Source organism: Acinetobacter sp. GSS19, assembly GCF_028621895.1.
GTDB lineage: Bacteria > Pseudomonadota > Gammaproteobacteria > Pseudomonadales > Moraxellaceae > Acinetobacter.
Map to the genome: position 1 here is coordinate 645,759 of NZ_CP117520.1, position 20,186 is coordinate 665,944.

The 20,186-nt window shown below is 47.8% G+C and carries 17 protein-coding genes; 7 read left to right on the top strand and 10 right to left on the bottom strand.

From position 1 onward, the window contains the following. Positions 1-10: 10 nt before the first annotated feature. From adeK to sdsA, 6 genes are all read right to left on the bottom strand, one after another. The gene (gene adeK, locus PGW99_RS03200; RefSeq protein ID WP_273779417.1) at positions 11-1,465 is read right to left on the bottom strand and encodes a multidrug efflux RND transporter AdeIJK outer membrane channel subunit AdeK; all 1,455 of its coding nucleotides are present in this window, start codon (positions 1,463-1,465) and stop codon (positions 11-13) included. Continuing rightward, on the bottom strand, positions 1,465-4,638 hold the full coding sequence (locus PGW99_RS03205; protein ID WP_273778660.1) for an efflux RND transporter permease subunit: 3,174 nt from the start codon (positions 4,636-4,638) through the stop codon (positions 1,465-1,467). Before PGW99_RS03205 ends, adeK begins: the two co-directional genes overlap by 1 nt. 12 nt (positions 4,639-4,650) lie before the next feature. Continuing rightward, positions 4,651-5,883 carry an efflux RND transporter periplasmic adaptor subunit gene (locus tag PGW99_RS03210; RefSeq protein ID WP_273778661.1) on the bottom strand — a complete coding sequence of 411 codons (1,233 nt, stop codon included), beginning with the start codon at positions 5,881-5,883 and terminating at the stop codon, positions 4,651-4,653. A 3-nt stretch (positions 5,884-5,886) separates the two neighbouring features. Continuing rightward, positions 5,887-6,519, bottom strand: a complete 633-nt coding sequence (locus PGW99_RS03215) for a phosphatase PAP2 family protein (protein WP_273778662.1) — start codon at positions 6,517-6,519, stop codon at positions 5,887-5,889. 152 nt (positions 6,520-6,671) lie between these two features. Next, positions 6,672-8,723, bottom strand: a complete 2,052-nt coding sequence (locus PGW99_RS03220) for a site-specific recombinase (protein ID WP_273778663.1) — start codon at positions 8,721-8,723, stop codon at positions 6,672-6,674. A 6-nt stretch (positions 8,724-8,729) separates the two neighbouring features. Then, the gene (gene sdsA / locus PGW99_RS03225) at positions 8,730-9,707 is read right to left on the bottom strand and encodes an All-trans-nonaprenyl-diphosphate synthase (RefSeq protein ID WP_273778664.1); all 978 of its coding nucleotides are present in this window, start codon (positions 9,705-9,707) and stop codon (positions 8,730-8,732) included. 456 nt (positions 9,708-10,163) lie between these two features. On the opposite strand from sdsA, the gene rplU reads away from it, so the two are divergent. From rplU to PGW99_RS03260, 7 genes are all read left to right on the top strand, one after another. Beyond that, positions 10,164-10,475 (top strand): 50S ribosomal protein L21, encoded by a 312-nt coding sequence (gene rplU / locus PGW99_RS03230; protein WP_273778667.1) that lies wholly within the window; start codon positions 10,164-10,166, stop codon positions 10,473-10,475. 19 nt (positions 10,476-10,494) lie between these two features. Further along, complete coding sequence (rpmA, locus tag PGW99_RS03235; RefSeq protein ID WP_273778668.1) at positions 10,495-10,752, top strand: 50S ribosomal protein L27; 258 nt, start codon at positions 10,495-10,497, stop codon at positions 10,750-10,752. A 217-nt stretch (positions 10,753-10,969) separates the two neighbouring features. Beyond that, the gene (lolA, locus tag PGW99_RS03240) at positions 10,970-11,665 is read left to right on the top strand and encodes an outer membrane lipoprotein chaperone LolA (protein WP_273778670.1); all 696 of its coding nucleotides are present in this window, start codon (positions 10,970-10,972) and stop codon (positions 11,663-11,665) included. A gap of 190 nt (positions 11,666-11,855) precedes the next feature. Then, positions 11,856-12,644, top strand: coding sequence for an RsiV family protein (locus PGW99_RS03245; protein ID WP_273778671.1), 789 nt, complete (start codon positions 11,856-11,858; stop codon positions 12,642-12,644). 115 nt (positions 12,645-12,759) lie between these two features. Further along, positions 12,760-14,031, top strand: coding sequence for a serine--tRNA ligase (gene serS / locus PGW99_RS03250; RefSeq protein WP_273778673.1), 1,272 nt, complete (start codon positions 12,760-12,762; stop codon positions 14,029-14,031). Between the two features lie 57 nt (positions 14,032-14,088). Continuing rightward, positions 14,089-15,462 (top strand): siroheme synthase CysG, encoded by a 1,374-nt coding sequence (cysG, locus tag PGW99_RS03255; RefSeq protein WP_273778674.1) that lies wholly within the window; start codon positions 14,089-14,091, stop codon positions 15,460-15,462. 39 nt (positions 15,463-15,501) lie between these two features. Next, positions 15,502-15,972 carry a tRNA (cytidine(34)-2'-O)-methyltransferase gene (locus tag PGW99_RS03260; RefSeq protein ID WP_273778675.1) on the top strand — a complete coding sequence of 157 codons (471 nt, stop codon included), beginning with the start codon at positions 15,502-15,504 and terminating at the stop codon, positions 15,970-15,972. A gap of 84 nt (positions 15,973-16,056) precedes the next feature. Here PGW99_RS03260 and PGW99_RS03265 read toward each other — a convergent pair whose 3' ends face one another. The 4 genes from PGW99_RS03265 to lipB form a co-directional block, all read right to left on the bottom strand. After that, positions 16,057-17,448 (bottom strand): APC family permease, encoded by a 1,392-nt coding sequence (locus PGW99_RS03265; RefSeq protein ID WP_273778676.1) that lies wholly within the window; start codon positions 17,446-17,448, stop codon positions 16,057-16,059. 263 nt (positions 17,449-17,711) lie between these two features. Further along, positions 17,712-18,896 carry an iron-containing alcohol dehydrogenase gene (locus tag PGW99_RS03270; protein WP_273778677.1) on the bottom strand — a complete coding sequence of 395 codons (1,185 nt, stop codon included), beginning with the start codon at positions 18,894-18,896 and terminating at the stop codon, positions 17,712-17,714. Positions 18,897-18,899: 3 nt separating this feature from the next. Further along, on the bottom strand, positions 18,900-19,433 hold the full coding sequence (locus tag PGW99_RS03275) for a hypothetical protein (protein WP_273778679.1): 534 nt from the start codon (positions 19,431-19,433) through the stop codon (positions 18,900-18,902). A 79-nt stretch (positions 19,434-19,512) separates the two neighbouring features. Next, positions 19,513-20,178, bottom strand: coding sequence for a lipoyl(octanoyl) transferase LipB (gene lipB / locus PGW99_RS03280; RefSeq protein WP_273778680.1), 666 nt, complete (start codon positions 20,176-20,178; stop codon positions 19,513-19,515). Positions 20,179-20,186: the final 8 nt, after the last annotated feature.

Here is a 20,186-nt window from a genome sequence, read left to right on the forward strand (position 1 = left end):
TGATGACGCGTTATTTGCTGTTCTGATTCAGCTCAGCCGTAGAGGGTTGACGGGTCACCTGATCAGCAGTGCTGGCTTTTACACCTCCACCGAGGACTTTGTACAGTTCGACCTGGTTGTTCAGATTGGCCTGTTCTAGTAACAGCAAACCCTGTTCCGCTGCATATGCAGCGCGCTGTGCATCGAGAACAGTCAGATAATTGTCAATTCCGGCACGGAAACGCGCATTGGCCAGTTTGTAGCTGCTATTGGTGGCATCCACTAAACGGCGTTGGGCGCTGAGACGTTCACCAATATTGGCACGTGTCGCCAAGGCATCATTAACTTCACGGAAAGCCGACTGAATCGATTTTTCATAATTGGCCAAGGCAATTTGCTGGTCTGTTTCAGAGATCTTGATGTTGGCTTTGCGGGTGCCCCAGTCAAAGATCGGGATATCCAGACTTGGACCGACTGCCCAGACAAAAGAACCGGATTTGAACAAATCAGTCAGGTCACTTGAAGCATAACCCGCAGAACCGGTCAGGCTGATGGTCGGGAAAAGGCGTGCGCGAGCCGCACCAATATTGGCACCCGCTGCACTCAACCGATATTCCGCAGCTTTCACATCCGGACGGTTATTCAGCAAATCACTAGGTAAACCTGCAGCAAGAGCAGTCTGCTGAGTCACACGGTTGAGGCGCTGCTGTGGCAATAAGTTTGCAGGAACAGTTTGACCCACCAGCAGATTCAGCAGGTTTTGTGCCTGAGCCAGTTGTGTTTTGTAGTTGGCCACGTCATTGCGCGCAGTTTCTACTGAAATTTGCGCCTGACGGACCGGCAATTCGCTGTCGATCCCGACATCAAAACGCTTTTTGTTCAGGTTGTAGGATTCCAGTTGGGCTTGCAGGGTTTGCTGGGCCAGTTTCAGATTGGCATTGGCAAAGGAATAGCTCATCCAGGCCTGTGCAACCTGACCGATCAGGCTGATCTGCGTGGCATCCCGTGCACTTTGTGTTGCCAGGTAATTGTCCAGCGCATTGTCTTTCAGACTACGCACGCGTCCCCAGAAATCCAGTTCATAAGCCGTCACACCGAGACCAACATTGTAGTTGGTCACTGGGTTTTTCGTATTCAGGGTGTCCTGACGTAATACGCTGCCACTGGCGCCAATGGTCGGTAACTGGTTGTTTTCCGAAATCTGGTACTGCTGCTGTGCACGCTGAATGTTCAGGGTCGCGGTACGCAGATCACGGTTATTGTTCAAGGCCAGCTGGATCACTTGCTGCAGACGTTGATCCGCGAAAAAATCCTGATAACCCTGTTCAGCAATCGATTGCTTGCTGCCATTTGAGTTGCTGTAACTTGCCGGAATGTCTGCTTTCACCGCGGGTTCTGGGCCACGCATGCTTTGACAGGCGGTCAAAGCAAGCGCAAGTGCAGATACCGCAATGCCACGACCTAAAAACGATCCTCGTTTTTGCATCACGATGTTTGCTCCTGGTTATTTTTAGGTTTGTATTTAAAGATGCTGCGAATCCACACGTAGAATACCGGAATAAAGAAGATTCCAAGTAAAGTCGAGCTGATCACACCACCAAGCACGCCATAACCGACTGAATGCTGGCTACCGGCACCGGCACCCGAAGCCAAGGCAAGCGGCAACACACCAAAACCGAAGGCTAGGGTGGTCATGATGATCGGGCGTAAACGCATTTTCGCAGCATGCAGGGTGGCTTCAAGCAGTTCTTCGCCCTGTTCTTGTAGCTCTTTTGCAAATTCTACAATCAGGATGGCATTTTTCGCCGCCAGACCAATCACCGCAATAATCGCCACCTGGAAGTAAATGTTATTCGACAGGTTTGGATCCTTGGTCAGAATCATGCCCAGGAAAGTCAAACCGACCGCACCGATAATCCCGAGTGGAATCACCAGCATCACCGAGAACGGAATCGACCAGCTTTCATACAGTGCGGCCAGACACAGGAACACAATCAGCATCGATAGCGCATACAACGAAGCGGTTTGTGAACCCGCCTCACGTTCTTCTAGCGATAGACCGGTCCATTCATAGTCAAAGCCTTGCAGACCCATCGAAGGCAGTTTGGCGATGATTTCTTCCATAGCCAGCATGGCTTCACCTGAGCTGACACCCGGTGCTGGTGTACCTTGAATGTTAACGGCAGAGATACCGTTATAACGTTCCAGACGTGGTGAACCATAAGTCCATTCACCGGTGGCAATGGTCGAGAATGGCACCATTTCACCGCTGTTGTTACGTACATACCACTTGTTCAGATCTTCCGGCTGCATGCGTGAATCAGCCTGACCTTGTACGTAGACTTTCTTCACACGGCCACGGTCAATGAAGTCATTGACATAACGGCCACCCCAGGCAATGCCCATGGTGCTGTTAATTTCAGAAATACTGACACCCATTGAGCTGGCTTTTTCCGTATCTACAAGGATGCGGTACTGTGGGGTATCTTCCTGACCATTTGGACGCACACCCATCAGGCGTTTATCCTGTCCGGCCATACCCAGAATCATGTTACGTGCTTCGAGCAGTTTGGCATGGCCCTGACCAGAAGCATCTTTTAACTGCAGGTTAAAGCCGGCGGTGACACCCAGTTCAGGCATTGCCGGTAACTGTAAAGGAATGATGTAGGATGCATCTTTCACAATCGCATTCAGTGCCATCCCTCGTTGAATCAACGCGCCAATTTGCTGTTCCGGTGTGGTTCGCTCATCCCAGTCTTTCAGTTTAACGAAGGCCAAACCGGCATTTTGTCCAACCCCACTGAAGGAGAAACCGGCAACACTGAAAACTGATTCCACGGTTTCTTTATTGCCTTCTCTAAAGAAGCCCGTGAGCTGGTCAATGGCATTCCCGGTACGTTCCAGTGTTGCATTTGGAGGTAACTGGACTAAGGTCAGTACTACACCTTGGTCTTCATTCGGCAAGAACGAGCTTGGCAGTTTTTGGAACAGGAACACCAGACCCGCCAGAATCACCGCATAGAACACCCCTGAAGCCAGTTTATGGACCAGCATTTTCTTGGCAATGTTCTGATAGCCTTGTGACAGACGGTTGAAACTGTGGTTAAACCAGCGGAAGAAACGCGCAACCGGATGATTACTTTGAGCCTTGTTCGGATCATGCTGTTTTAAAATGGTCGCACACAGCGCTGGGGTAAAGGTCAGGGCAATGATTAATGAGAAAATCATCGCGGTGACCAGGGTAATCGAGAACTGGCGATAGATCACCCCGGTGGTGCCGCTGAAGAATGCCATTGGAACGAATACTGCAGTCAAGACCGTGGTGATCCCGACCAGTGCACCAGAAATCTGCTGCATCGAGTGTTCGGTTGCCGTGACAGGATCGGTGTGTTCTTCGCTCATCACCCGTTCGACGTTTTCCACCACCACAATCGCATCATCCACCAGCAAGCCGATGGCCAGAACCATGGCAAACATGGTGAGCGTGTTGATGCTGAAGCCAAACAGGTTGATAACCGCAAAGGTTCCCAGCACTACGACAGGAACGGCTAGCGTTGGAATAATCGTGGCGCGCCAGTTCTGCAAGAACAGGAACATCACGATAAATACCAGGATCACCGCTTCGATCAGCGTATGCACCACACTTTCAATCGAAAGTTTGATGAATGGGGTGGTATCAAAGGCCAGCGAGTCTTCTAGTCCGGCCGGGTAGTTTTTACGTAGCTGTTGCATACGTTGTTCTACAGCCTGTGCGGTATCCAGTGCATTGGCGCCGGTTGCGAGTTTGATCGCGACACCACCTGCCGGTTTGCCGTTGAATTTCGACACAAACTGATAGTTTTCCGGGCCCAGTTCCACAGTTGCCACATCACCCAAGGTCACTTTGGCACCTGAGCTGGTGTTTTTCAGGAATACCTGACGGAACTGTTGTGGATCTTTCAGCAAACTCTGCGCATTCACGGTGGCATTCAGCATTTGTCCCGGAACAGAAGGTGCTCCACCCAATTGACCCACCGCCACCTGCGCATTTTGTGTACGCAATGCAGTTAAAACGTCACTCGGGGTCAGCTGGTAGCTGCTCAGTTTGGCTGGATCAAGCCAGATACGCATCGCATATGAACTACCGAAAACCTGCACTTCACCAACACCTGCAACACGGCTGAGCGGTTCGGCGATATAGGAGTTGACGTAGTCTTTAATGTCGGCATCAGACAGAGAACCATCCGGTGAATGGAAAGCAACTACTTGCAGGAAGCTGGCGCCTGATTTGGTAACTTTCACGCCTTGGCGTTGCACATCTTCCGGCAGCAGGGCGGTTGCAGATTGCAGCTTGTTCTGAACCTGAACCTGAGCAATATTGGGATCGATGCCCTGTTTGAAGTTGACCTGGATACTGGCCTGACCGTTACCCGAACTGTTGGAAGAGATATAACGCAAGCCATCCAGACCATTCATTTGCTGTTCAATGATTTGGGTTACGGTATTTTCCACGGTTTCCGCAGATGCACCTGGATAGGTGGCAGAAATGGTGACCGTAGGCGGCGCAATCGTTGGGTACTGGGCAATCGGCATCTTGGTCAGGGTGATAATCCCGGCCAGCATGATAACCAATGCCAACACCCAAGCAAAAATGGGGCGATGAATAAAAAACTTAGCCATTTATGCAAGTCCTCAAGTGGATGCTTTCGGAGCTACGGTAGCTTTTGAGCCTGATGGTTGCTGTTGTGGCTGCGCTGTCGGTGCTGTTTTTGGCGTATAAGGTTTAACCACGACCTGTGCATCCGGTTTCACTTTGGCGACGCCATCCACAATCACTTTATCGCCGTTTTGCAGACCTTTGGTGATGATCCAATTGGCTCCTTGCGTACCAGAAGTTTCAACCGGACGGCTTTCTACCTTGTTTTGTGCATTGGCAATCATCACTACGGCTTGACCTGTCGGTAAACGGGTCAGGGCAGGTTGTGGAATCAGATAGGCATTGGGAATCACGCCTTGCACGATTTGTGCCGTGGCATACATGCCCGGCAATAACAGACTACTTGGGTTGCTGAAAACGGCGCGCAAAGTGACAGAACCGGTTTGCGGATCAACACTGGCATCCGAGAAAGCCAATTTACCTTCAACTGGATAGGTGCTGCCATCCTCAAGCTTTAACTTGACCGTGGTGTTGTTGCTGTTATTGAGATTACCTTGGCTCAATTGCTGACGCAATCGGATCAGTTCAGCACTCGACTGGTTAATGTCGACGTAAATCGGATCCAGCTGTTGAATGGTCAGCAACGGATCAGCTTGATTCGCAGTTACCAAGGCACCCGCTGTGACGGTTGAACGTCCGGTTTGACCTGAAATTGGCGCACGAATCACTGAATAGCCCAGATTGATCTCGGCATTTTTCAGTTGTGCGCGTGCTGAGTTCAGGTCGGCTTCTGCCAGACGCACTTGCGCCACGATGTCATCATATTCCTGTTTGGAAATGGCATTGGAGTTGACCAGCTGACTGTAACGGCCTTCTTTGGTCCGCAACATGTTGAGGTTGGCTTGGGCGCGTTGTACCGCAGCACGGGCGTTATCGGCATCCGCACGGTAAGTTCGTGAGTCCACTTCATACAGCGCTTGCCCCTGACGGACGTAGCTGCCTTCGGCAAACAGACGTTTTAAGACAATGCCGCTCACTTGTGGGCGAACTTCAGAAATTTGATACGCTGAGGTGCGGCCAGACAGTTCTACAGTCTGTTCGACGGCCTGAGCTTGAGCCACTAGAACACCAACCTCAGTAGGTGGCATTTTTTGTGCAGCAGCAGCTTGCTGTGCTTCTTTCGGGTCTTTGCTACAACCCACAAGTGCCAGACTTGTGGCTAATGCGCAAGCAGTAAGGGCAGGCGCCCAAAGCTTAGCCGACATCATTCTTCACCTCTTTAGATTCTTATCTAAAATTAATTCGTTTTTGCTTAAGCTGCCGGGGCTGAGCCACAACCAAAGCAGAGAAATCCAAATAAAACCGATACTCCAACCCGCCAATACATCAGTCGGATAATGTACACCTGCGTAGATCCGAGAGATTCCCATCAACACCAGCCAGATCATGGCGAGCAGCATGATGTAGCGACGATAACGATGCCGATGAAAAATGAGCACGGCACAGGTCGCTAGCGTTGCGGCATAAACACTATGCACACTGGGAAACGAATCACCATAATTATTGACCAAATGATACATTTCTGGCGGACGAGGACGAGCAATCCACCATTTGAGCAGCCAGCCAATCACGCTACTGCTGAGAATCGCCAAACCAAGAAATAGTGCGGTGCTGTACTTTTTATCACACGCCAGTTGTATGGCCCAAAACAGGCTAAACAGCAATACAAAAGGCATGCCGCCCAGGTAAGAAAGCCAGGTTGCCAAGGTATCCAGTAGCGGCATTCGATAGGTGTGCATCCAGTCGAGCAGGATCATATCCCAGCCTGAAAATGCAGGCAGATGCCGGATCAGTTCACTGAGTCCAAGTAAGCAGCAGCCCACGAAAATCAAGCGGTATGGCATGTGAAAACCTTGTTATTCTAGCTGAAATCAACTAGACGAATAATTGATAAAGTGTACTCGTGAGTACACTTTATTTCAAGTCTATAAAAATCGTCGGTATTTAATTTTGATTGTTTTTTAACACGATTTTATCTATGACGGCTATCGGAAAATTAACTGTTTTTTGAGGGAGGAGGTGCGTTTTCAGCTTTTTCAGTCGGTTGTTTCGGGGGCCAGAAGAACTCACTTGGACGGGTCAGAAAATGCGTCAGTACCAGTTTGGCCAGTGGCTTCCACTGTTCAAAATGGACTTGCCGTGCGCGTAAGGCCACAATAATGGTGAGGGTGAAGCTGACAAATAGGTTGGTGAGACCGATCAGTAATACGCCTAAAAAAGACACGATGATCAGGCCAAGATCTGGCGTACCATTGATATTGATCAGGCCTTGGATGAAATTGGCCGAGGCAAAGGCAATATGGCGGATATCGAGCGGCAACCCTAGAATAAATCCCAGCGTGCCCATACTGCCCAGCATAATGCCAAACAGAAAATTACCTGCCAGTGCCCCTAGATTACGTTCAATATAATCTGCCAGTTTGTCCAGTCGTTCTTGACCAAGCAGTAAACGCAGGGACATGTGCATTTTCAGGCGTGGTCCGACCTTGCGATAGACTGCCATGTTGTCAAAATAACCCGCAATCAGACCAGACAGGAACAGACAGACGCCAGCAATCGCGGCATGTGGAATGGCGAGTGAGGTAAAGGGATCTAAGTCATGCAACATCTGCGTGGCTTTGGTATGTGTCATGAGCGGTTCATGCAGGCTGCCCTGCCAAAGCAGGGCAATCAGTGCCGCCGTGGGAATGGCAATCGAAATATTGCCCAGAATCGCAATAAACTGCGTACGGATAATATTCACGATCAGAGCTGCTAGCTCTATAAGCTGGGCACTTTTAGAACCTTTACGCTGTTGCACCGTGGCTGCCAGTGCGGCTGCAGTCATCGCAGGCTGTTTGGTTGCAACCGTAAAATGCAGCACATGGATCAGCATAAAACCCAGTGAATAATTCATGCTATAGACAAAGGCCTGCATCAAGGGTGCCATGCTCATTCGCGCAGCCAAGGTTTTCAGGCTGGCCATGCTGGCAATAATCACGCCGGCACCCGCTGCCGCTTTAAACATCGAGAAAAAACCGGCCTTGTCGCTACTGACATAGTGCTCGCCCGTTCTGCTGGCATTTTCGGTGACCTGTAGAGCGATCAATTGACTGTTGGTCGACAGTAAATCCCGCACACTTTGTTCACTGTAGTGGGCAGCAGCAACCGCTTTGAGCAAGTTCGCCATCGCCTGATAACGATCCCGAGGGGCATCGACCAGCAGATGCAGCAATAGTTCAATGCGATCCAGACATTGTTCCAGCAACGACAGCAAGTAAGTCAGGCTTAGACTGACCCCGATCCGTTTGGTGGCACGACGAATCTTCAGTACCACATCGCGGCATTGTTCAAACATCACAAAAGCCTGTGAGGCATCTGGCATGAAGAGCGCACAGCTCTGGGGATGTTGCAGGCAACTCTGTTTAAAGTTGCTGATAAATTCGTTAATTTCCCGATTCTGTACCAGGAACGGGGATTCATATTCTGTCAGATCGGGCTGTGCATTAATGAATTCAGGGTACAGGGCTATCCCGCTGATACGATAGGACAGCACCGTGATCGCTTTCAGGATTTCCTGCTGAATGCTCTGGCACTCAGTTTGTATACTGTTGTCATCACTGAGCAGTTCAAACAGCTGAGTCCAGCAGGACAAATCGATCTGTGCCAGCCATTCAGGATCACTCGGTTGATAAAAAATCTCGCCAATCAGGTAGCGAAGCTGCTGTTGATCCTGAATGACGGGGAGCAGATAGGCTCCCATTCGCTGCATTAACTGGTTCCAGAAGCCATCAAGTGGCAAGATGCCGCTTTCGGCATACAAGCTGGTCTGTTTGTATTGATTGATCAGTCTAACGAGGAAATGTTGTAAGGTCGCTGCTGCCGTTGGAATCCGCAGTAATGCCTGAATCAGGGCATTAAACTTGAGCTGGATTTCTTCTGGATTTTGGCTGTCTGCAGGACGGATGCGATTGATCAGTTCAATGATCAGTTGTTTATTGACAACAGCCTGTTTCTGCTCAAGCTGTTGCTGCATTTTTTCAAATAGATCGTAGAGGGTAATCTGCATCAGGATTTATTGGATACGGTGCAAGGCCATCTGCGCCAAATTGTGCAGGGCCTGGCGGTATTCGCTGTCTGGCAGAATGGTAAGTGCAGCACAGGCACGTTCGGTTTCTTCTGTCGCACGTTGACGGCAGTAATCCAGAGCACCTGAATGTTTGACAATGGCAATGACCTGCTCGAGCTGTTCAACGCCACCGGTGGCAATACTGCGACGAATAATCTGGTGGTCGTCACCTGTCGTATTTTTTAATGCAGCGATTAGGGGCAGGGTGGGTTTACCTTCCATCAAGTCATCGCCGATATTTTTACCGAGGGTTTCAGCATCTGAAGTGTAATCCAGAATATCGTCAATAATCTGGAAGGCATTACCGAAGTGGCCAGCGAAACAGCGTAGGGCTTCACGATATTCAGGTTTGCCGCACAAGATGGCAGCCCCTTCCGTTGCCAGTTCAAATAAACGCGAAGTTTTGCCATGAATAATTTTCAGATAGGTTTCTTCTGTGGTGTCCGGTTGATGCTGGGACTGTAACTGCAGCACTTCACCTTCTGCAATTTCACAGGTACCGGTGGAGAAATCTTTGAGTAAGTCAAAGTTATTAAAATTCACCAGCAGATCAAAAGAACGTGCAATCAGAAAATCACCGACCAATACCGCGGTCTGGTTGTTCCAGGTGGCATTCGCCGTTGGACGGCCACGACGCAGAGAGGACTCATCGACGACATCATCATGTACCAAGGTGGCAGTATGTAACATTTCAATAATGGCCGCCAGTTTACGTGCATCGGCCAAATCGGTTTCACCACAGGCACGCGAGGCCAGCAAGCACATAATCGGTCGCATGCGCTTGCCGCCCGCTTCGACCACATGTTTGCTCACCGACATGACCAGTGCCACTTTTGAACTAATGCCTTCATTAATGAATTGATCCATCGCAGCAAAGTCGTTAGCAACAGGAGCGAGAATATCTTGCTTAAAGTCGATGGCCATGTGAAGAAAAACCTCTAGTTCGTCGATGAGTCGCGTGAGTGTAACAATAACAATACGATAAAGTGCTTTAGCATACCATTATGTCATTGCCTATAGCCATGTTGTCCAGTTTTGATGCAAAAACAGCAGTAGGCGGGTTGTTGAACCAGATCAGCAGAATATCGGTTCAAGCATGAAACAGCCTATATACTAGCGAATAGTTTTTAAAAATCTATTTGCAATTGGGTGAAAGATGCAATTTAAGCAAGAAAAATACAGCTATTCAGCGAGTTTGCCGTGAAACAGAAATCGGCTAAAGTCTGTGCAATCGCTGCTATAATATTTCCTGTAAATGACTTGTTGTTTGGCCGATTATCACTTAAAATCTGTGCCCTTGTATAACACCCAGTGGCGTTCGTTTTAAGATCGATATCTTCCTTTATCGGCACGACGACACGGGCATGATTGGAGTACATTATGTACGCAGTAATCCAAAGCGGTGGTAAACAGCACCGTGTAGTTGAGGGTGAAACCCTTAAAGTTGAATTATTGAAAGCTGAAACTGGTTCAACGATTACGTTTGATGACGTATTGATGGTTGTAAATGGTGACAGCATTCAAATCGGTGCTCCAGTTGTTGCTGGCGCTAAAGTAACTGCAGAAGTAGTTGGCCATGGTCGTCACGACAAAATCCGCATCGTAAAAATGCGCCGTCGTAAACATTACCGTAAACAACAAGGTCACCGTCAATGGTTTACCGAGTTGAAAATTACTGGTATTTCAGGCTAATTACGAGGAGTAAAGAGACATGGCATCTAAAAAAGCCGGTGGTTCGACACGTAACGGTCGTGATTCAAACCCTAAAATGCTTGGTGTTAAAGTTTACGGCGGTCAAGCTGTAACTGCTGGTAACATCATCGTTCGTCAACGTGGTACAGAATTCCATGCTGGTGCAAACGTAGGTATGGGCCGTGACCATACTTTATTTGCTACTGCTGACGGCGTAGTAAAATTCGAAGTGAAAGGTCAGTTTGGCCGTCGCTACGTAACTGTTGAAACTGTATAAGTTTTGATGGTCGAAAAAACCCACATGATTGTGGGTTTTTTTATGCCCGTCATTTGGTGAAAAGTGACTCAGTACCTTCATCATGATGGATGAATTTCTACATTGTGCATTAATAAGCATACAAAACTTCTTATTTTCTCAATTATTAGCACTAAAAACTGGTTTAAGATGGGACATCTAACCCATTGTGGTAATGCAAAAAGAAAAAGGTGATGACATGAACATGCTTCGTAAAACCCTGTGTGTGATGGCTTTAGGTACAGTGATATTGGCACCTGTAATGACCACGGCAGTATATGCTGCACCTGTTGCAGCATCGGAGCAGCAAGCAACCGCCAGTTTAGTGCGCCAGTTGAGCGGAATTCGCAGTTTAACCGCGAATTTTGAGCAAACCACCAAGGCCACCACCAATAAGGCCAAACAGCAAAAAGGCCTGACGGCTCAACACATGAATCAGACCTTTAGAGGAGAGATGAAGGTAGAGCGTCCAGGTAAGTTTTTCTGGCAAACCACAACCCCAGCCAAACAGACCATTGTGACTTCAGGCAAAACGGTCTGGATTTATGATCCTGATTTAGAACAGGCAGTCCGTCAGACATTGGATGAACAGGTATCTAATACCCCAGCCTTGTTGTTGTCGGGGAATACCAGCCAGATCATGAAATCATATCGGGTCACTCAACCAAATAAAGCGAAAACCTATTACACCCTGTATCCGAAAAACCGTGAAGGTGCCTTCCAAAGCTTGACCATCAGTTTTGGCGCCAACAAGGCACCGAGCTTGATGATCTTGCAAGACTCACTCGGACAAACCACCTATGTTAAATTCAACAATGTACAGGTGAATAGCAAAATTGCGGCCAGTACCTTTAATTTCACACCACCTAAAGGCACAGATATTATTGATCAATAATCGATTGCAGTTTCTAAGCCACCTTCGGGTGGCTTTTTTATGCTGAGGCTTAAGCATAGATTGCGCCGGAATATTCACCGCTTGGCTATGCTTCGAGAGGTAGATACATTTTTTAGCTAGGCAGAGTCGAGCTGACTTTGTATAGTCCCAGCCAGATTCATACACCCCAACAGTAAGCAGGATGGAATTGATGACGTACAGACCGCTCGGCAGTGGAATCATAGTTTTATTGATGCTTGGTCTGGCTGCCTGTCAGCCTAAACCGGATGCATCTGCACCTTCGGCGAAACAGTCTGCCTCTGCCCAATCTGCACAGCCTGCCAATTCGACTTTGCCGCTGATAGAAGCGCGTGTGGTACCTGTTAAGGTTAGTAAAACGGAATCCTGTAATGCACAAGGTTGTACGCAGTATGACTTGCAAACGGTACAAACCAATGTGGCCTGGATTGATCAATATTTCCTGCAACGGATTCAAAAATCTCAGCCCAATGCCTTTGATGGTAAGCCTAACCAGAAAGTGAATGTTCAACCTGATCAACCACAGCTCAATCAGAGTTCAATCTATGTGCGTTATTTAGGGCAAAATCATACCATCGCAAGCTTCGCACTGGAAAATTACACCTACAGTGCTGGGGCAGCCCATGGTTTATATCATCAGGAATTTGTCAATTTTGACCTGAACAAGAAAAAGCGTCTGCAGTTGACTGACGTGATCAAGCCGGGTGTCGAACATGCTCTGTTGCAGCAGTTGTATGATGCCAATGCCCTGTGGTTGGAACAGCATGAAATTGACCGCAGTCGATTGCAACTCAGTGATAACTTTTATTATGGCGTCAATGGCATCATCTTTGTTTATCCATTGTATGAGCTCGCCTCTTATGCTGAAGGCATGAGTGAACTGACTTTGCCGTATAGTTTGGCACGCCAGTTGATCAAAACCGAGTACTTGCCGGCTTTACCTAAATATCCTCAGCCTTAATCCTGTACCCTTGCTGATGCAGCAAATTCGCCCACCCGCTCAGGTAGGTTACTGTATTTTTTGTCATGAAGCGCTTACACTATAGCCAGTTTTTTATCTGCATACATGATTGGCTATGATCGACCCAAAACTACTCAGAAATAATATTGAGGCTGTAAATTTAGCCTTGGCAAAACGTGGTGTACAACTCGATGTTGCAGAGTGGGCATCTTTAGAATCCCGTCGTAAAGAGATTCAGCAAAAAACTGAAAATCTGCAGGCTGAGCGTAATGCCGGTGCCAAACAAGTCGGTCAGATTAAAAAAGCCGGTGGTGATGCCTCAGAAATTATGGCACGTATGGCGGCGATTGGGGATGAAATTAAAGCGGCTGAAACTGCTTTGGCAGAATTACAAGCCGAAATCGAGCAGAAATCCTTAAGCATTCCAAACTTGCCAGATGAATCGGTTCCTGCTGGTAAAGATGAAAGTGATAACGTGGAAATCCTAAAATGGGGCACACCACGCCAGTTTGATTTTGAAATTAAAGACCACACCGATCTCGGTGAGATGATGGGTGGTTTGGAATTTGAAACCGCGACTAAACTCACCGGTTCTCGTTTTAGCGTATTAAAAGGCCCATTGGCGCGTTTACAACGCGCATTGACCCAATTCATGCTGGATACGCATACCTTAAAAAATGGTTACACTGAAGCCTATGTCCCTTATCTGGTAAATGCGGAAACCTTACGTGGTACCGGTCAATTGCCAAAATTTGAAGAAGATCTGTTCAAATTACAGGGTGAAAAAGAATACTACCTGATTCCGACAGCAGAAGTACCAGTCACCAACTTCGTGCGTGATGAAATCATTGATACCGAACGTTTACCACTCAAATATGCAGCGCATACGCCATGTTTCCGTAGTGAAGCGGGTTCTTATGGACGTGATACGCGCGGTTTGATCCGTCAGCACCAGTTTGACAAAGTAGAAATGGTGCAAATCGTCAAGCCAGAAACGTCGATGCAGGCCTTGGAAGAGTTGACTGGGCATGCAGAAGGCATTTTGCAGGCACTGGGTTTGCCATATCGTAAAATCCTGCTGTGTGGCGGTGACATGGGCTTCGGTGCAACTAAAACTTATGACCTTGAAGTTTGGGTGCCAAGCCAGAATACCTATCGTGAAATTTCGTCCTGCTCCAACATGGGTGATTTCCAGGCACGCCGTATGAAAGCGCGTTACCGTGTCGATGCCAAGAAAATTGAACTGGTACATACTTTGAACGGTTCAGGGCTAGCCGTGGGTCGTACCTTACTGGCCGTGATGGAAAACTATCAGCGTGCTGATGGCTCAATTGAGATCCCTGAAGTATTACGTCCTTATATGGGCGGTGCAACGCACATCAATTAAAATAGTACTGTCACGGTTTTTGCTTACTCCATCAGATTGATTACTGAGAGGTCTCTTGTGGAAATTTTTCCAATCTCCTTAAAGTTGCAGCAGCAACCCTGTCTGATTGTGGGTGGTGGACATATTGCCTACCGTAAAGCATTACTACTGACCCAGGCGGGAGCCGTGTTGGATGTTCTTTCTCCGGAAATTGACGCGCAGTTGCTGGCTCTGTTACAGCAAAGCGGTGGCCATTACCATCAAGCAAAATTCCAGCCGGATTTTCCCTGGTCCGATTACCGTTTGGTGATTGCCGCGACCGATGATGCAGAAGTGAACCGTCAGGTTTTTGATGCCTGTGAAGCCTTAAAAGTCTTAGTTAACAGTGTGGATGATCCACCAAATTGCCGTTTTATGGTGCCCGCGATTATTGACCGTTCACCTTTGGTAATTTCGATTGCCTCGAATGGCACGTCCCCCGTGCTGTCACGACAGATCCGAACCCAGCTGGAAACCAGCATTCCGCATGGCATGGGCAAACTGGCCAAATTTTCTGGTGAGTGGCGCCCGGCTGTGAAAGCTAAAATTGGCAATCCCGATGAACGACGGATTTTCTGGGAAAATCTATATGCCAGTCCGCTGCGGGAGCAGGTGTTTAATGACAACCTGGCCGAAGCGGAACGCATGATGCAACAGGCGCTGGATGAATGGCAAACGCCGAAAGGTGAAGTTTATCTGGTAGGCGCAGGCCCAGGTGATCCTGAACTGTTGACTTTAAAAGCCTTGCGTCTAATGCAGCAAGCCGATGTGGTGATTTACGACCGTTTGGTGTCTGCACCGATTCTGAATCTGTGTCGTCGTGACGCAGAAAAAGTCTATGTCGGCAAAGCACGTTCCAATCATGCGGTACCGCAGGAAGGCATTAATGCGCTGTTGGTGGAGTATGCTCAACAGGGCAAGCGCGTCTGCCGTTTAAAAGGTGGTGATCCGTTCATCTTTGGTCGTGGCGGTGAGGAAATCCAGGAGCTGTTTGCTGCAGGTGTTCCTTTTCAGGTGGTGCCAGGTGTGACGGCGGCTTCGGGCTGTTCTGCTTATGCAGGCATTCCACTCACCCATCGTGACTATGCACAAAGTGTTCGTTTCTTGACTGGTCATTTGAAAGAAGGTTCTCCAGAGCTGCCATGGAGTGAATTGGTGTATGAAAACCAGACCTTAGTGCTGTATATGGGGTTGGTGGGGCTGGAAAAAATTTGTCGTGAACTGATTGCTCATGGCCAACGTCCAGATATGCCGGTTGCCCTGATTTCCAAAGGCACCACACCAGAGCAAAAAGTGGTGGTGGGCACTTTGGCGGATATTGCAGACAAAGTCAGTGAACATCATATTCAGGCACCGACCCTGACCATTATTGGCGAAGTGGTGCGTCTGCGCGACCAGCTCAAATGGCAATAATGCTGTATCCGCTGCCTTGATATAAAGTAGAGAACTGATGTGATCCATGTTGTTTTGTTTGAACCTGAAATTCCTGCCAATACCGGGAATATCATCCGTTTATGTGCCAATACCGGTGCACAGCTGCATCTGATTAAGCCGCTGGGCTTTGAGCTGGATGACAAAAAGCTGAAACGTGCTGGGCTCGACTACCATGAGTGGGCACGGATGCGGATTTGGGAGAATATCGAATCCTGTTTGGCAGAACTGAAATCACAGGGCGTCGAACACGTATTTCCGCTGACCACAAAAGGGACAGCAACACCGCATACCATTGATTTAAATCGTCCAGTAGCTTTGTTGATGGGGCCAGAAACCCGGGGTCTACCTGAAGCGGTGCGTTTGATGTTTCCACAAGAACAATGGATCCGTTTACCCATGGCTGAAAACTCGCGTAGCCTGAATTTATCCAATGCCACTGCCGTGATCGTGTATGAAGCTTGGCGCCAGCAAGGATTTAAGCCACTCTGAGTGTTATCTTGAGCAGATACGTTGAGCTGAAACAGACAAATAAAAAAGGCGCTTTAAGCGCCTTTTTCTATGAGTGGAGGAAGCTTATTCATGCTCATTGTACTGCGGTGCTGAGTATTTAAAGCCTTTGGTTTTATAACCCAAATAGCACACACCAATCACTGCCCAGATTAGTCCCCATTTTAAGGAGGTTTCTTCGATTTCCAGCCAGAGCGCGAAGATACTGATAAAACCACAGATTGGAATGATCACGTAATTTAAAAGATCTTTAAAAGATTTAGTGCGACCATCACGCAAGGCATAGCGTGAAATCACCGATAAATTAACAAAGCTAAATGCGGTGAGGGCACCAAAGCTGATCAGTGAAATGACCAGATCTAGATCCATAAAGCCTGCACACAATGCCACTGCACCCACAATTAAAATATTGTAGGAAGGAGTAAAGGTTTTTGGATCAATATGACCAAAAATCTTCTTGTCGATGATGCCATCACGTCCCATCACATACATTAAACGTGAGACCCCCGCATGCGCTGAAATCCCGGAAGCCATCACAGTTACAATAGCAAAGCTCAGCACGATGGACTGAAATAAGGATCCGCCCACCAAAAGCAGGATTTCCGGTTGGGTCGCTGCAATGTCGGTAAAATAGCTGGTAGGATCTTTCGGGAAATACAGCTGAATGAAATAGGTACTGCTGACGAAAATCACCCCGGCAATTAACGCCGTCATAAAAATGGCTTTTGGCAGGGTTTTTTCCGTATCTTTGGTTTCTTCTGCAAGTGAACTGAGAGAATCAAAACCCGTAAAGGAGAAACACAGCAGGGTTGCACCTGTAATCAGTGCCCCAACCGAAGTCATTTCATTCCAAAAGGGTGCCAAGCTCCACAGTTGATAAGCATTCGCTTGATCTGCGATCTTGCCATCGGCATTGAGTCCCATACTGAGTTTTTGATAGACCAAAAAGGTAAATACGCCAATCACAATGATCTGGAACAGCACAATCAGGCTATTAAAGTTGGCAACAAAACGTGCCCCACGCAGGTTCACCCAAGTCATAATCCCTGTCAGGCCAAACACCCAAATCCAATGATTGATGGCCGGGAATAATGCTTCGAGATAGATCACCGCTAGAATAATATTCACCATCGGCGACAGTAAATAGTCGAGCCATGAGGACCAACCCACCATAAATCCGACATTCGGATGAATGGATTTCTGTGCATAGGTATAGGCCGAACCTGAAGAGGGATAACGTTTGATCATATGACCATAACTGATCGAAGTCAGCAAAATCGCTACCAGAGCAAACAGGTAAGAGGTTGGAACATGAAAATGACTTTCTTCCGATACCAGTCCGAAGGTATCAAATAAAGTCATCGGTTGAATATAAGCCAAACCAATAATGATAATGTGCCAGAGCACCAGCGTTTTCTGCAGTTTCGCTGCCGATTGAGTCCCAGAAGCATGTGTCAACGGCGTTATCCTCATAATCGTTGATCAAGGATCAGCTGTAATGTTTAAGGACCGTTTGAGACGAACGATCCCCCCGATGAAATAAGTGGAAAGTGCGCCAATCTATCCTAAATTGGGGGCGTTTGCCAGTCACTTTGCTGCACTTTTTTAGCAAATTTTTTGCCAGATCGGGTAGAAAAAAGATGAATAAATAGTCTAAGAAACAACAAGCAAAAAGCCCATGTTACGAGGCAACATGGGCGAGTTGAAAAGCGGGTGGGGTTTTACCAGGCCTGTTCTAAGATTTCACGTAAATCCTGCAGCGTGGCTTCTTTAGGATTGTAAATAATCGAGCCGTCATTCAGCGCTTTTTCTGCGATTTCCTCTAGTTGTTCCCGCTGCACTTTACCGGTTTCACTCAAGCTGCGTGGCAGTTTGGTCATGGCATACAGGCGGTCACGGATAGTCAGAATCGTATTGATCGTTTTATCTGCACGCTGGTTGGCTGGCGTCTGGGCATAAATATCGGGGCCTGCCAAAGGCATTAAGAGTTCGGCAATTTTCTGTTCATTGACACTCTTGTTGTAGTTCAATACGTAAGGCAGGAACAGGTTCATGCACACGCCATGCGGCAGATGGGCGACGGCACCCAAGGCATGACCTAAAGAATGAACCAGTCCGACCATGGAGTTGGAAAAAGCAATTCCTGCCATGGTTGAGGCTTGTGCCAATTCGAGGCGACCCTGTACATGGTCGGGCTGATCCAGCACATTAAACAAATTTTCACTAATTTTCTTGATTGCGGCTGTCGCGTAGGCATCACTGAGCGGATTTGCTGCCAGACCTGTATAGGCCTCGACGGCATGGGTTAGCGCATCCATGGCGGTCATCGCGGTTAAATGCGGTGGTAGGGTTTTGGTCATGCGTGGATCAAGAATCGCGGCATGTGGCATCAGATAATAGGAAGCAAAGGCCATTTTGACATTTTTTTCTGGATCCGAAACTACAGCCACCATGGTAACTTCTGATCCTGTACCGGACGTTGTCGGAATCACAAAGAATGGTTTTAATGGTTTTGGTAGGTTATGTGCACCTGAATACTGCAGCAGGTCATCACCTCCTTCGCTCACTAAAATATTGGTGGCTTTTGAGGTATCAATCACTGAACCTCCGCCTACGGCAATGATGGCATCACAGTCATGCTGGCGATAGCTGGCAGCAGCCTTGCGGACCACTTCTAGGCTAGAATCAGGTGGCACATCATCGAAAATGGTCGCAACGACCGCCTCCGTGCTACTAAAGGCATTTTCAATTGGTTCAAGTAAGCCATTGTTACGGACTCCTTTATCCGTAATGATCATGACGCGTTTGGCACCTAAGGTGGCCAGTTCAAACGGAATGTGTTCTAAAGCTGCATGACCGGCAATCACTTTTACAGGACAGAAAAATTCGTAATAAGGTTTAGCCATGCTTTATGCACTCCGTTTGAGGTAAGACTGTGCCACTTTGAGATAAATATTGGCGGCTTCAGACAATTTTTCTTTTAGACCGAGTTGATCAGGATATTGTTTAATGGCAAGTGAGGCCAGTGTCTTCGGTAAGATCAGTGCTTCAAGTTTATTGAGACAGCGTACTAGTCGAATCGCATGCGCAACATCACCATCTGCAATCATACGGTCATTGGCAAAGGCCTGTGCGGTGCTTTCCTGAAAAGAGAAAACCAGAAATGCATGTTGCAGATGTTTAAAGGTAATGGTGAGATCAGGTTTGACTTCCATTTGGCTGACCAACTCCAGCTGCTGTTCGTCATTGACGCGTGCGATAAAAGCCGGACCATGTGGAAAAACTGTCATGGAAAGGGTGAAATTGAGTGGGAATTTCGCTACTTCCTGCTGAATTTCTGGATCGACCTGACTGGCCATGACCAGACTTCGGCCAATCACATCCATCATCAATTTGACATACGCTTGCTGCAGAGTAGGCTTTACAGATTTGGTTGAAAGCACGCGTGAATCCTTTTTCAAAAATTATTTTTCTATATGCGGGCAAGTCTCTAATCGTATCGATCAGATCTGACTAGGCATTTTATGTGTGTACAACATCAACCTGATTAAAGTACTCACTACGCTGGAAATATTCAACAATATCTTGGCACAGCTGTGTAAAGTCCGGGTAATCCTGAACCAGATCCTGAATCCGTACCATTTCGAGGCCGGCATAGCCACACGGATTAATGGTTTGAAAACCGTCAAGAGCACAGTCAATATTGAGCGCAAAGCCATGGTAACTGCGACCACGACGGATCTTAAAGCCGAGTGAACCGATTTTACGCTCATTGACATAGACACCGGGTGCATCGGCTTTGGCATAGGCCTCGATTCCATATTTTTTCAGCAAATCGATCATCAGTGTTTCAGCAAAACTGACCAGCGTCCGTACATGCCATTTCAGGCGGTTTAAATCAAACAAGAAATAGGCAACGAGCTGGCCGGGACCATGCCAGGTCACTTGCCCCCCCCGGTCACTTTGCACAATGGGTAAATCACTGGTGTACAGAATATGTTCCGGTTTCCCCGCTTGGCCTTGGGTCAGTACTGCATGATGCTGTAACAGCCAGATCTCATCAGGCGTTGATTCATCACGTGTATTGGTTAAGCCTTTCATGGCTTCAAACATGGTGCTGTAATCCTGCAAATCATGAAAACAGCGCACAATCAGGTTGGGTTGCGGCACAAGCTTTGGATCATTCATGAAAAAAT